Source organism: Massilia sp. GER05, from assembly GCF_052056005.1.
Taxonomy (GTDB): Bacteria; Pseudomonadota; Gammaproteobacteria; order Burkholderiales; family Burkholderiaceae_D; genus Telluria; species Telluria orientalis.
The window spans coordinates 5,629,521-5,644,963 of sequence record NZ_CP178858.1; the positions used below are offsets into that span (position 1 = coordinate 5,629,521).

Genomic DNA, 15,443 nt, shown 5'->3' on the forward strand with positions numbered 1-15,443 from the left:
TGGTAACCTCTAGCATCCAGGGAAACTGCTCGCGCTTGATGCTGTTGAGTAGACGCCGCAACCCGCTTCGGAAGGCTTGGGCAGCGTCGGATCGGTTTTGCAGGCTTCGTACTGTTTCCGCCACTCGCTCAATGCCCGGTTATAGGCGAAACGGGCCGTGCCGGCCGCGCGCGCACAGTAGGTCGCCGGCAACTTGTTCGGGTCCAGCCTGATGCGGTGCGCTACGAGCATTGCTCTTGCTCTGGTGTTGGTCGAGACGTCGGGAGGTTTGGTAGCCGTGCTGAAAGGAACAAACTTACGTGTTTTGCTTAAGATCGCAGAGAACTTGCTAAGTGCCGAACGAGCTGTTGCAACCCCCGCCGGCGTGCATGGCCAGGCCAACAGTGTAGCACGCGCGGCAGTACCACCTGAGAAACAGCGGTCGAGATGACTTCCAGGGACTATGTTCTGGCGAATCCCCCCGCAGGACGTACAAGCGTCCTGCTCGCCTGTTCTGTTCCAGAAAAGAAAAAGTCACTTTTTGCAGGTTCTTTGAATCTCTGGCGGAGGCGGTGGGATCCCTATTCTCTCCCAAACCCCGCATGATTACTGGCTTCGCCTCGACTCGCATCACGGTTCACCCTTACTCGTACCCTCACATATGCTGGTCGTGGCAGGACGATCCTGTACGCACCATGCAGTGCCCTGCAGACGCGCCGATTGTACTGCGGTTTGGGGCAGTGACGACTACTTACCTGGATTCGAGCCGCACACGACCATTCCGACGGTTCAACTAAGGCGCGACCGGAATGGCACACTTCCCTCCATTGTCATCAATGGCGCAAGCCAAGCCCTCCGCTTGCGCCCCTATCAAACCCAACTTTCCTAAACTCCAGCAATTTTCCGTGGATACATTGTTTTTGGACTGGATAAAACGGTCCTGCACAGACTTTGGAGAGTGGGCATGGTTGCAATTGTTGGCGGAAAAGGCTTTGGGCTGCTGAACGGTTCGGCTGGTGTGCTGGGACAAAACGGGTTATTCGGCAATGCGCTCTTCGGCTCTGCGAAAGAAAAAGCCGTCCTGAACGTTTCTAGCGGCAACCTGACACTCCAGGACGTCGACGGTCTCACCGTCAACACCGGCGTCGACCTTGCCCTCACCCGCACTTACAACTCGCTGGGGAATTATTTCGGAAGCGGGTTCGGCCACCAGTGGACGGATGGCCTGGCGAAACTCTCCGGGCTCCCTGCCACCCCCGACAATCCCACGAGCCTGCGCGGCACCACGCTCAGCCGCATGGCGCCCGACGGCAGCATCTCCCTGTTCACGTACGATACCGCGCGCGATGCCTACACGTCCACCGACGGTGGTGGCGCCTACCAGACGGTGCGTTACGACAAGACCCTGCAACAATGGTTCTGGAGTGGCGAGCGCGACGACAAGAAAGGCGTCTACGAGCGCTACAACCTCAGGGGAAGTCTCGTCGGCATGGGAGACGAGACAGGCATTCACAACACGTACAGCTACGACGCCAACGGCAGGGTGACGTGGATCGGCAACGGCAGCGAGCTCACGGGGTTCACGTACACGACGAACGCCGACGGCAGCACGACGATCGACATCCGCCAGACACTCAGCGGCAGCCAGTCGATCAAGACGTCGTACACGGTCGACACGCTGGGGCGCCTGACGACGGTCCGCAACACGGGCGTCGGCGCCGGGTACGCAGTGACCTACGGCTACGACGGCAACTCCGACCGGATCCGCTCAGTCGTCCAGTCGGACGGCTCGACGCTGGCAGTGACCTACGATGCCCAGGGACGCGTCGCCGAATTGGTCGAACACGACAATTCCGGCACGCCCGACCGCAGCACCCGGCTGTCGTATGCCGTTGCCACCGACGGCAGCGTCACCACGACGGTCCTGGACAAGCTCGGCCACCAAACGGTCTACGTCAGCGACGCACGGGGTCAACTGGTGCGTGTGACGACCCCGATCACGGGCGGCACGCCGATCACGCTGGTCTACAGCTATAACGACAATGGCGACGTGATCTCGGTGTCGGACGGCCCCGGCCGCCTGACGACGTACGAATACGACCCGCACGGCAACCGGACCGTCGAACGGCGCGCCGACGGCACCACGGTTACACGCACGTATGCCACCTACGATCCGGGCAAACCCACCGCCCAGTTCGGCAACCAGCTGTTGACGGAATCGGTCGCCGTGGGCACGGATGCGGACGGTACCGGGCCGCTCCTCGCCCCGGCGCTCACGACCCGCTACGTGCTGAACGCCGCCGGGAAAGTGCGTTTCGCGATCACGCCGCAAGGCCGTGTCACCGAATACACCTACAACCCAGAACGGGCTCGTGCAGCGCGAATGGACGTTCATGTCCGGTGCCTACGACGTCTCGGGCCTGCAGTCGAACCAGGTACCCACCGAAGCGGCCGTCGATCTCTGGTCGAAGGGCGCGGTCAGTACGGGCCTGGTCAGCAGGACCGATTACACCTACTTTCGCGGACGCGTCGCCACGAGCACGCATTTCCCGAACGCTCCTGCGAACAACACGGCCGCCCCCGGCGGGGTTGCCACGCTCTACACGTACGACCTCGCGGGCAACCTGTTGTCGGTAAAGGATGGCAACCTCAACACCACGACCTGGACCTACGACGCATTCGGGCGTCCGCTCACGCAGGTCGACGGGAACGGCACGACGCTGTACGCCTACGCCGGCAACGGCACGAGCGTCACTACGACCGATCCGTCCGGCGTGAGCACGCTGCGGGTGTACGACAGCAACGGCCGCCTCCTGAGCACCACGCAGTCGAAAGGCACGCTGACGCTGACCACGCGTAACGTCTACGACGCCGCGGGCCGGCTGCGCATGAGCATCGACCAGGCCGGCCGCCAGACCATCTGGCTGTACGACGACGCCGGCCGCAAGCTGGCCGAGATCGGCCCCGACGGCGCCATGACGGAATATGTGTATCAAACAAGTTCGAACGCGCTGCCGGGACGGATCATCCAGTACGCCACGCGCATCGCCACCAGTGCACTGTTCGATGCGACCGGCAAGCTGCTCGATACCATATCGTGGGCCAGCATCCGCCCAGCCGCCACGGCCTTCGACCGCCGCACCGCGCACTATTACGACGCGGCCGGACGGCTGCTCGCCGAGGTCGATCCGGAAGGCTACCTGAGCCGCAACCTGTACGATGCCGCCGGCCGCCTGAACAAGACGATCGAACGCGCGACCGCCGTGCGGGCCGACCAGCGCGACCGCGACACGCTGTGGAGCAGCGCGGAAGACACGGTCTCGGCGCAGGACCGGGTCACGGAGACCGGCTACGACGCCGACGGCAAGGTCATTTTGAAGATCGATCCGATGGGGTACCGCACCCAATACGTCTACAACGGCGGCGGCCTCCTGACCGATACGATCTCGTACAGCAAGGACAATACCGTCACCCTCCGCACGCACCGCATCTACGACGGATTCGGGCGAATGGTCGCGAGCGTCGATGGCGACAACTACGTCACCGAATACCTTTACGACGGCAACGGCAACGTCGTGCGCCAGATCCGCTACGGCACCCCGACGGTGTACCCGGCCGCCGCCACGCTCGCCGAGGTCAAGCAGGGCCTGTCGGCGACCCATCCTGACGTGCGCGCCACGACGTACACGTACAGCGCGCTGAACCAGGTGCTGACGGAAACCACGACGAATCCGGCCGGAACCGTCGCCGGCAAAAGCACCACGTACACGTACGACAAATTCGGCAACGTCAAGACGAAGGTCCGGACAGCCGGCATCGCCGCCCAGTACGATTACGACGACCTCGGCCGATTGATTACCGAAACGCCTTTCGCCGGCGCCAAGGCGATCCGCCACACCTACGATAACAAGGGCCGGCGACTCAGCACGACCGACAAGAACGGCAAGCGCACGCTGTTTTTCTACGATACCGCCGGCCGTCTGGTCTACACGGTGAACGCGCTGGGCGAAGTCAGCGAGCGCACCTATGATGCGTTCGGCGAGTTGGCCGGAGAGCGCCTCTATCGCACACGCATCGAAGCCTCGACTCTGGCGGCGCTCACCGGCGGCGATGCCGCCAGGCTGCCTGCGCCGACCCAGGCCCTGGCCGACGACCGCACATATTACTACTACGACCGCGACGGCCTGCTGCGCTACACGATCAACGGCGACGGCGAGGCGACCGGACGACAATACAATGCGTTCGGTCAGGTCGCAGTACTCCAGCGCTACACGACGCGCCTGTCGAGCCAAGCGGCGGCTGCGCTGACGGGAGGCCTGCCCCAGCCCGATCTGATCGCTGCGCTGGGCACGGCTGTGCAGAACACGCGCTACGGCTTCGACAACGACGGCCGCCTCAACTACACGGTGGACGCGCTCGGAAATGCCGAAAGCCGCGCTTATGACGCGTTCGGCCGCGTGACCTCGATCCGCCAGCACGCGCAGACGACGGCGGGCCAGCCCGTCAACAGCAGCAGCGACAGCGTCGTCACGATGGGTTACGACAACCGCGGCAACGTCGTCAGCTATGCGGACGCAGCCAGCGTGGTCACGACAACCTACGATGCCCAGGGCCAGGCGATCACGGTCAGCCGTGCCGGCAATTACGTCGGCCCGGCGGGGACCAGCGGCGCGGCGACCATCCTGCAGGCCGCAACCGAGCGGACACTCTACGATGCCGAAGGCCGGATCACCGGCAAGATCGACGCGACCGGCACGGTCACGGTCTTCAAATACGACGCCAACGACAACCTCGTCGAGCGCACCACGTTCGCCACCGCTGCGACCCCGGCCGCTGCCGCCGCGGCGACCTCGGCGACGATCGGCACGCTGGTCCCCGCCAACAATGCCCTGGATGCACGCGAACGCTATTTCTACGATGCCGCGGGGCGGCTCACGACGACGTTGACCGCATCGGGCGCCAACGCCTGGACGGTCCAGACGCGTCGCTACAACGACACGGACGACGTCGTGGAACGGCGGTCGTATGCGACGACCATGGCCGTGGCGGACAGGACGGCGCCGACCTCGGCTAGCACCGCCACGTGGATCGCGAGCAACGCCAACCCTGCGGATGCGGTCCAGCGCATGGTGTACGACGGCGCCGGGCGCCTGATCGCGACCGCAACGCGCCTGCTCGACAATCAATGGTCTATCGTCGCCCTGACGTACTACAGCGATGGCCGCGTCAGCCAGCGTACCGCGTTTGGCAAGCCGCTAACGGCCGTTGCGCCGACGGACGCCGACATCCTGGCCATGGCCCCGAGCACCGCGGACGCCATGACGGCTTACCGATACGACCAGGCCGGCCGCGTACTGACGACCGCGGTGGCGCAATCGATGGACGTCGATGCCGCTGGTGCGTTCACTGTCCGCTGGGCCGTGACCAACAACGACTACAATGCACTTGGTCTGTTGACCAGCACGACCCAGTACGCCACCCCCGCCACGAATAGCCGCCAGTTCAACTTTTTCACCACTCTGCAGGCGGCCGCCCTGGACCGCGTCGACCGTTACTACTACGATGCTGCCGGACGACTGGTCGGCACAGTCGATGCGATGCGGGCCTACGTCGGCATTGCCTACGATGCCAAGGGCAATGTAACCCAGCGAATTGCATATGCCACGACGTCGCCCGACGGCAAAGTGCCGCTGTCCAGCCCGCTCGACCGCGTCACGCAATACGTTTACAACCTCAACAATCAGGTCGCCTACGAAATCGATCCATCCCTTGCGGTGACGGCTCGCGACTACGACGCGTTCGGCAACGTGACCAGGGAAACCCGCTATGCGCAGCCGTTGAAGAGCGCCCCGGCGGCCAACTCGACCGTCGCCGCCGTCGCAGCGCTTGTCGTGGCGTCCAGTACCGACCGCACGACCCGCTTTTACCATGACGCGGCGGGTCGCCGCCGTTTCACGGCCGACCCGGCCGGCTACCTGACGGAAACGCAATACGATGCCCTCGGCCGCTCCTTGGTGGACCGCGCCTTCCAGACTGCCGTTCCGACGACCACCACGCTGGCCGACCTGGCCGCGGCCGCGGCCGCCCAGGCCAATGGCACCGTCAAGCCGCGCACAACGAGCCGAACCTACGATGCGCAGGGCAACGTGCTGACGACGACCGACGCCCTGGGGTACGTCGAGACCAACACGTATGATGCGCTCGGCAATCGCAAGACGCTGTCGAAACGGCCGGACGTCGCCTCGACGGCCACGGTGACGTGGACCTATTCCTACGACGCGGCCGGCCGCCTGATCTCGGAAATCACACCTCTCATCGACATCTATGCCGCCCCGGCCACCGAACCGGTCGACGGCTGGGCCAGCGTCGCGCCGACGAAAGGCACCCTGACCACGAGCTACGCCTACGACACACTGGGCAACCTGGCCCAGCGCGCCGAAGGCGTCACGGGCGCCACCGCCAGCCGGGTGACCTCCTACGCCTATGACCTAGTCGGACGCCAGATCCGTACGACGGTGCCGGACACCACGGTGTACGACGCCGCCAACGACAAGCCTCCCTATAGTGCACGCACCGAGAAAGCGGCAACCGCGCTCACGGTCGAGGTGACCTACAACGTGTTTGGCGATGCCATGGTCAACAAGGACGTCGGGGGCAATCTCAGCTACCAATTCTATGACAATCGCGGCCGCGTGATCCGCGACGTCGACGCATCGATGAACGCGACGACGTACGCGTACAATGCCTTCGGCGATGTCGTACAGGTGACGCGGCACACGGCGCGCGTGGCGACGCCCGACGGTCCGCTCACGGCATCGCCGGATGACCGATACGTCCGCACGCAGTACGACGTGCGCGGCAAGGCGATCGTGATCATGGAACCATCCGTCGCGATCAACGACGACTGGATGCAGCCGGGCGTGACACAACGCACAGCGGCACGTACCACGGCCAACGTGTACGACGCCTTTGGCGACCTGATCCGCCGCGACGTGTACGGCAGGGGCGCCAACGACGCGCAAGTTACCGTGAGCGCGTCGACGCTCATCGCCTACGACCTGCGCGGCAACGAGACCGCGCGGATCGAACGGGCAACGTATAAGGACAACGCGCAGACCGGCTACCTGACGACGTCCTCCTATGACTACGCGGGCCGGCTGCTGGTGCGCAAGGAATACGCCACGAGCACCACGAGCTGGACCCCGGCCACCGCCACCGTATCCGCGAGCGCGGCCGACCGCACGACGACCTACACATACGATAACCTCGGCAACAAACTGAGCGAGCGACACACCGGGTTGCTGACTGACGCCACGACGACATACAACTACGACGACCTGGGCCGCCAGCGCAGCACGACCGATGCCACGGGCGTCAAGACCGTCACGTACTACGACGCCCTGGGCCGCACCACCGGCACGGCCATGATCGAAAAGACGGCGAACGCCGCCCAGTCGATGCCGATGAGCGAATTCCGCCTGGACGCCTTCGGCAACGTCGTGTTCCGCATCGACTACGCCACCTCGGTCCCGGACGGTCTGGCCGAGACCACCCGGCCTGCCCTGCCTTACGACAAGGCGCGCGACCGCGTCACCGTCAACCAGTACGATGCGCTGGGCCGCCTGAAGACGAGCATCGATGCCGAGCGCCACGCCACCTGGTATTCGTACGACGTGTTCGGGCGCGTTGCCAAGCAGTGGGGCATCGTCAATGAAAACACGCCCTATGCGCAGACCGCGTTCGAGCTGAACCGCTACGACAACCTGGGCCGCCTGACCGACGTCGTGCGGCCCGGGAACTACAACGTCCTGACCGGCAGCGCCGCACCGGACACGACCGAACACCGCGCATACAATGCCTTCGGCGAGGTGACGGCGACGACGGTGTCCAGCGGCACCCAGGTGCTGCGCTCGGAAGAGACCCGCTACGACAACGCCGGCCGCGCGTGGCTGACCAATGCGGGCGACGGCGTCTATCGCGCGACGCTGTACGACGTGCGCGGCAACGCCACGGCCACCTTCATCAGCGCAGCGGACGGCGCCACGAGCCTGAAAAGCCTGAACAGCGCCGTGGAAGTGCTGGGGCGCGCCGACGTGCGGCGGGTCGACACGCGCTACGACCTGCTCGGGCACGTGGTGGACGTCAGCCAGTCGTACGCACCGCACCAGTTCTTCCTGCACCGCGAGCCGGACTACACCTGGATCCGCGTCGCCTACGATCCGGCCAAGCCGGAGCAGGATGGCCTGCTGGTGCTCGGCGACCGCAACGACGTCGGCAGCACGTTCACGGTGAACTACCGCATCAAGGGCACGCTGCCCTGGCGGACGTCGGCCGCGCGCGTCCAGTGGGTCGAAGGCTATCCCGTATTCAACACCGGCGCACTGGCGCAGGGTACGTACGAGCTGTCGATCACGGTGAAACCCACTTCCGGCGCGTCGTTCCAGCTCGACGCGGGCGAACTGGCGATCGTGGCCCAGCCCAGCGAAAAGAAGATCGGGCAGCTGATCGAGCTGTACCTGGCAATGAAGCAACAGGTACCTGACCCGAATGGTCTCGACTACTGGTTGGGACGCTTGAATGAAGGCAGCACGCTGGCACAGATTGCCACCGAAATGGTCGCGAACAAGGACGTCACGACCGTAATCGGCGGCACGACGACCACCCAGATTCTTACCAAGGTGCTCGTGATGTTGGGCTACACGGAGAACACGCCGGCGTTCGCCGATGCGCTCAAGACGTGGAGCGCACGGTACGACGAGGTGTCGTTCGGCACGACGGACCACGGCCAGGTCCTCGTCGACCTCGTCGCGGAAAGGGCGAGCGTGCTGTCCAACCAGGTGAAGGTCGCCCAGGCCTACCTGACCGGCGGCGGCAGCGACCCCGTCAAGGCCGAGCAATTCAGGAAGCAAGCTCTGACCGCCCCCGACGCGGCCCTCGTCGACGCGAAAGCGGCCGCGGCCGACGAACTGCGTTCGATGAAGCTGGCGCGCCTGTACATCGCCCTGCTCGGCCGCGCGCCGGATCCCGCGGGCTTCGCGGCCTTCGAATCGGGACTGCGCGGCACGCAGACGCTGACGACGACGGCGCAGAACATCCTCAACAGCACGGAGTTCCGCACGATCCTGCCCGCGACCGGGCTCACCACCGTCCAGTACAACGAGCAGTTCGTGAACCGCGCCTATATGGCGCTGGTCGGGCGCGTGCCCTCCACCGCCGAGCTGAACGACGCACAGGCCGCATTCGCAGCTGGCACGACGTTCGCCGACTGGACCGTGAAGCTCATCGACCGGATCGGCAGCTACGCCGGCACCGACGCCGGCGCCATTGCCGACCGCCGCACCTCGTTTGCGAAGACCGCACTCGCGCTGGCGTTCGCCCGCATGGACATGAGCGCCGTGGACACGCAAACGCAGGTGCAGATCGCCCGGACGCTGCTGGACGGCAGTGCCCCGAATGCCTCCGTGGCCACGGCAGCCGAACAGGTCAAGCTGAAGCTCAAGGCGCAGATGCTTGCCAAGGCTACGTACGCCGCCGCGGCGAACCTCGTAGTCAAGGACCACCCGCTGGAGGCGTTGCAACTGCGCCTGGCCCAGCTGTACGTCGCAGTGCTCGGCCGCGCACCGGACCGCAAGGGCTATGACTTCTGGACCGATTCCCTGGCGTCGGGCCAGGCCACGCTGGCCGGTGTCGCTAAAGACATGCTGGCGGCCGCGGGTGCCCCGGCCGCCGGCAGCACCGACGCGGACTTCATCCGTACGATCTACCAGCGCGCCTTCGGCAGCGCCATCGGTGCGGACGCGTTGACCCAATGGGTGGGCGAAGTGACCCGCAACGGCCGTGCCGCCGCCGTGATCGCCTTGATCGATGACGTGACGTCCAGCGCGGATCCGGCCCTGAAAACTGCCCGCGACCTGTTCAACAACCGCACCGCGGCCGGCATGACGTACGCGCTGTACATGGACGGCAACAACCTGCAGATGGCCGCCACCATGCTGGCGCAGGTCACCGCCACCGACACCAGCGCCGCCATCGCCACCGCCTACAAGGCGAGCGACGCGCTGGCCGCCGCCGCCGCGGCGGAAACCGCGAAAGCGGCGCAGAACGCGGCCAAGTTGCTGGCAGATGCGGCGACGGCGGCGCTCACGTTGGCGAGCCGCACCCGCAGCGAAGCCGATGCAGAAGCGCTGGCCGCCGCGAACCCGATGGCCAAGTACGTGCTGACGGCGGCTCGCCTGTACGTCGGCCTGCTGAACCGGGGAACCACCACCAAACCCCTCGACCTCAACGGCCTCGTCAACATGGCGGGCGAACTGATGTCGCAGACCGACGTGCAGATGGCGCAGAACATGCTCGTCAGCGCCGAGGGCGGCGTCATCTACCCCGCGACCCTGTCGAACGACGCGTTCGTCACGCAGATCTACAATCAGATCCTGCATCGTGTTCCCGATACGGCCGGCCTGGCCTTCTGGAGTAAGAGCCTGGCGTCGGGCCAGAGCCGGGCGGCGGTGGCCGTGTCCATCATGAACACGTTCCTCAACGGCAAACTCGCCAACACCGATCCGCTGAAGGACGACAACCTCGCCGGCCTGCAGACCTTCGACGCCCAGGTCGCGAACGCACTGACCGCCATCTCGCAGCAGGCCACGACCGCCTACAACGCCGCGACCGCCGCGCTCAATGCAGCCGTGAAGGCACAGGGGGCCGTGAAGGCGTACACCGACGCACTCGCGGCCCAGTCGGCGGCCGTGAACGCGGCGGCCGGCACCAACGCCCTCGTCACGCTTACGCTGGCGCGCCTGTATGTCGGCGTGTTGAACCGTCCGGCCAGCGGCATGGCGCTGGACTACACCGGCATGACGTTCTGGACGAATGCCCTGATCAAGAACCTCGACACGCCGGCATCGATCGCCCAGAAGTTCATCGACTCGGCCGAGGGCATGAGAGTCTTTGCCAATGCTTCGACACCGGAACAGTTCATTGCGCAGATCTACCAGCAAGTCCTGGGCCGCGCACCGGACGCCGGCGCCGCCGGCTGGGTCACGAACATCAAGAACGGCGTCAGGACGCGCGGCCAGACTGCGTGGGACATCATCGACAGTCTGGTCAACCATACGGCGCAGCTCGAATCGGAATACAACACCCGAGCGTCGTTCGACCAGCGCGTGGCCGACGCCGCGCGCGCCTACAGCACGGCCGCCACGACCACGAGTGGCATCGCCGGCGCCGCGGCCGATGTCAGTGCCGCACTGACCGCACTCAACAGCGCGAACAGCGCGTTGAATGACCGGCAGAACGAACTGAACGCGGCATGGACCGCGAAAACGAATGCGGATCAGGCTGTGGCTGCGGCCCGAGCCGGCCAGAACTTCTACAATTCCTCGTATCGCGACTCGCTGCAGGAACTGCTGGTGGCATTCGGCCGCGGCACGGCCTACTCAACCGTGGAGGCATTGCTTGCGGACCTGGGCGCTGGGCGCACGACGCTCCAGCAGCTCGCCGGTCAGGGCCTGTCGCTCTCCGACAAGTCGGCGTTCTACACGACGCTGTACAGCACGCTCCTGTGGCGCGCGCCGGACGCCGCGGGACTCGCCTGGTGGGTACAGAACACCTCGACGACCGACCCGGGCGCCGCCGCCTACAACTTCTTCCTGAGCGCGCTGGGCGAACTGAAGGGTGGGCAGACCAGCTACCGCGTCCGCAACAATTTTCCCGCCGAACTCAGCGCGGTGACCGGACCGAACAACCAGCGCGCGAAATCGCTGGCCGACGGCTACAGCGCCGCAGCGAGTACCGCGCAAGCGGCACTCGACAGGGTCCGGCAGGCACAGGTGACCTACGACACGGCCGCGGCGACACAGCGGCAGGCCAACTCCAACTACCTGGACAAGGTCGCCATCAACGACGTCGCGAAGAACACCCAGACCGCACTGGCGAGACTGCTGGCGATCCAGGACAAGGCCGTCCTGGCCGGCCGTACGGGCGCCACGTCGATCACGGCCATGGACGCGTCGCGCCTGGCCACGAAGAACTATGACGTGACGGCCATCACCTGGAGCCTGGACACGGTCATCAGGGAAAGCACCAAAGACGCCCAGGCCGACGCTGCCGTCGCGCAGGACAGCAACCTGAGCGCGGCGCTAGGACAGCTCGCGGGCGCCAACCTGCAACTGCTGCTCAGCGAACAGAAGATCGAGAGTACCGACAAGCCCACGCAAAACCTGATCCACGTGGTCCAGCTGTACACGACCTTGTTTGGCTCGACCCGGCAGCCGACACTGCTGGAGCTGAACAGCGCGATGATCCAGCTGCGCGACGGCGAATCGCTCGCCGCCATCGCCGACACGCTGATCGGACGCGACGCCACGCTCGGCGCGAAAACGAACTCGGCCTTCATCGACGCGCTGTACCAGAACACGAGCGGGCGCGCGTCGGACGCGACCGGTCTCGCCTTCTGGACGAAGGCACTGTCCGGCCCGCCGGCGATGACGCGCGGCGCGCTGGCCACGGGCTTCATCGACAGCCTCGTCATCGGCACGTTCAACAACGACACCGCCGTGTTCCACGGCAGGGTGTCGACCGCGCTCGCGTCCGTCAGCCAGAGCGCCGCGGCTGCGGCGCAGACGCCCAGTACCGCGGCCTTCGTCAACGCCATGGCGCTGGCGATGCGCGACATCCGGACGCGCAACGACGCCGCGGCCCAGGCCGCGCTCACGCCGGAAGCCCGCTACGCGATCGAGATCACCCAGCTCTACGTCACGCTGCTGGGCCGTACCCCCGAGCCGGCAGCCCTGCTGTCAGGTATCGACCAGCGGCGCCAGGGCACGCCGCTCGACACCATCGCGAGCAGCATCCTGGCCTCCAGGGAGATCCAGGGAAGGCTGCCCGCGACCGCGGACAACGCGACATTCGTGAGGCTGCTGTTCGCGCAATCCGTGGGCCGCGCGCCCACCACAGACGAGCTCAACAGCCTGACCGCGAAACTCGCAAATGGCACGTCGACCCGCGCGCGCCTGGTCATCGACTTCATCGCCAGCACCTATGCGTACACCGGTGCCGATCCGGCCGTGCTGACCGGCCGCGAACTCCTCATGGGCAAGGTCGAAACGGCGCTGGACGACGGCGCCGCGGGGCTGCAGGCATACCTCCAGGCGGTGAGCAGCACTACGTTCAACACGGCGCTCGCCGACGCATTGTCGAAGGCGACCTTGCGCTACGTGGACGGCTACCGCACCGTACTGGACAGCAAAACGACCGGTGCCCTGGTGCTGCACACGACGCCGAACCGGATGACGGTCGACCGCTGGGGCAACGTGCAAACCGTTGCCGACGCGCGCAATCCGAACTGGCTGACGACGTACACCTACAACGCCAACAACCAGATGCTCGACACCGCGCTGCCCGACACCGGCGCCGGCGTGCTGAAGGTGATAAACCGCTACGACAACATGGGCCGCCTGCTCAAGACGGCGGACGTCGACGCGGCCGGCACCATGAGCCATGCGACGGACTACGCCTATGACGACAAAGGCGCGCTCATCAGGGAAACCCGTGCGGACGGCGGCTCCACCCTCTACACGACCGACACGTTCGGCCAGCGCCTGACGAGCACCCAATACCTGTCCGGCAGCCAGTCGGTCACCTACTCCTATGCCTACGACCGCGTGGGCAACCTCGTCTCGCGCACGAGCGCGCCGGTGACGGTGTACGACTGGGCCGGCACCGGCACGGCCACCGCGGCCACCGCCGTGGCGAACCGCTCCATCGTCGACGCCTATTCGTACGACGAGCTGGGACACCGGACGGTCACGCGCAACTACACGGTCGATGCCGCCGGCAACAAGTACGGCGTGGTCAACACGGGCACGCAGGTGTACGACGTGGGCGGCAACATCATCAAGTCGACGGATGCCAATGGCCTGACGACCTATCGCGCCTACGATGCCTTCGGCAACAAGATCGCCGAGCGCGAAGCCAGCACGGCGGCGCCGGGCAGCGGCACGGCGCTCCGCCAGTCGTGGACGTACGATGGCTACGGCCGCGTGCTGACGCACGTCGACCTGGGCGGCAACACGACCGTCAACACCTATAACGGAGCGGGACAACTGGCCACGACCGAGCGGCGCGCCAACGGCGCCACGACGTGGGCCCGCAAGACCACCTTCGGCTACGAAGGCGGCACCGGTTATCTGGTGGAGGTGAGGGACAACGATGCCATCACCCCTGCCCTGAACCAGCTCGTACGCTACAGCTACGACCGCGCCGGCAACCGCATCACCGAACAGACCTGGCTGCTCGGCACCAACAACCTGCTGCAACGCGCGCTGCAGGACAACGTGCTCGGCTACAACGCGCGCAGCCAGCTGACCGACATCACCTCGTCGGTCCCCGGCGCCGACTACCGCATCCACTACGACTACGACGCCTTCGGCAACCGCAAGAAGGTCACGACCGGCTTCACCAACGACATCGGCGACAAGAAGGCCATCGAGGTCAACTACGAATACGACGCGATGGACCGCATGACCAAGGTCTCCGGCAACGTCAACACGACCTACCACGCCCCGGTCTACACGTCGACGTACCTCCCGAAGGAAAAGCCGGGGATGACGTACGAGGACATCGCGCCCGACGTCATCGTCACATGGACGTCTTTCGACAACAAGCCCATCGAGGCCCACACGATCACGTACGACTGGGCCGGCAACCGCGCCACCGACAACGGCGAGACGTACGGCTACGATGCGCTGGACCGCCTGTCGACCATCAGCACGTCCGCCGGCCAGACCGGCTACCGCTACTACGACAGCGCCAGCCGCGTGATCGAATCGCGCGACGGCGCCGACGTGCAGCTGAACGACTACGACGCGGGCGGCCGTCTCGTCGTGCAGCGCATGCAGGGCCAGTCGGACAGGGTCCAGCGCAGCCTGGTCAAGTACAACTACCACAACGAACTGGGCTACCTGGCCTCGTACACCGCCCAGGGCGCCAGCGGCGCGAAGCTGCAGACGACCACCAACACGGTCGACGTGCTGCGCGACACGCGCCTGACGAGCCTGACGAAGGTCCAGAACGACGGCGAGACGGCCTACAAGACCAGCGAGATGCAATTCAACCTCGCCGGCGCCATGACCGCCGTGACCGCGCGCAACTACAAGGACGGCGTGGCCACGGTCGACAACGCCAACTCGCGCTCGATGATCGGCGACTACGCCGGCCACGTTTTGGAAAAGACCCAGAACGGCCTGCGCACCCACACGCTGATGGCCGACGACGAGATGATCGGCTACAGCAGCGCCGCCTATGAATCGTTCAGCAGCGTGCACGAAGGCCTGAGCGCGGCCTCGAACGCCGACGTCGGCGTCTACGTCGTGCAATCGGCGACCGACACGCTGACGTCGATCGCCAAGTCGGTCTGGGGCGACGAGCGCCTGTGATATCTGATCGCGGACGCGAACGGCCTGACG

2 protein-coding genes are annotated in these 15,443 nt (G+C 65.7%); one reads left to right on the forward strand and one right to left on the reverse strand.

Annotated features, from left to right (window positions below; translation table 11 throughout):
• Positions 1-9: 9 nt before the first annotated feature.
• Complete coding sequence (locus ACL58G_RS24835) at positions 10-231, reverse strand: helix-turn-helix domain-containing protein (RefSeq protein ID WP_440963527.1); 222 nt, start codon at positions 229-231, stop codon at positions 10-12.
• 2,141 nt (positions 232-2,372) lie between these two features.
• Here ACL58G_RS24835 and ACL58G_RS24840 point away from each other — a divergent pair.
• Positions 2,373-15,413 carry a DUF4214 domain-containing protein gene (locus ACL58G_RS24840; RefSeq protein ID WP_440963528.1) on the forward strand — a complete coding sequence of 4,347 codons (13,041 nt, stop codon included), beginning with the start codon at positions 2,373-2,375 and terminating at the stop codon, positions 15,411-15,413.
• The last annotated feature ends 30 nt before the right edge of the window (positions 15,414-15,443 follow it).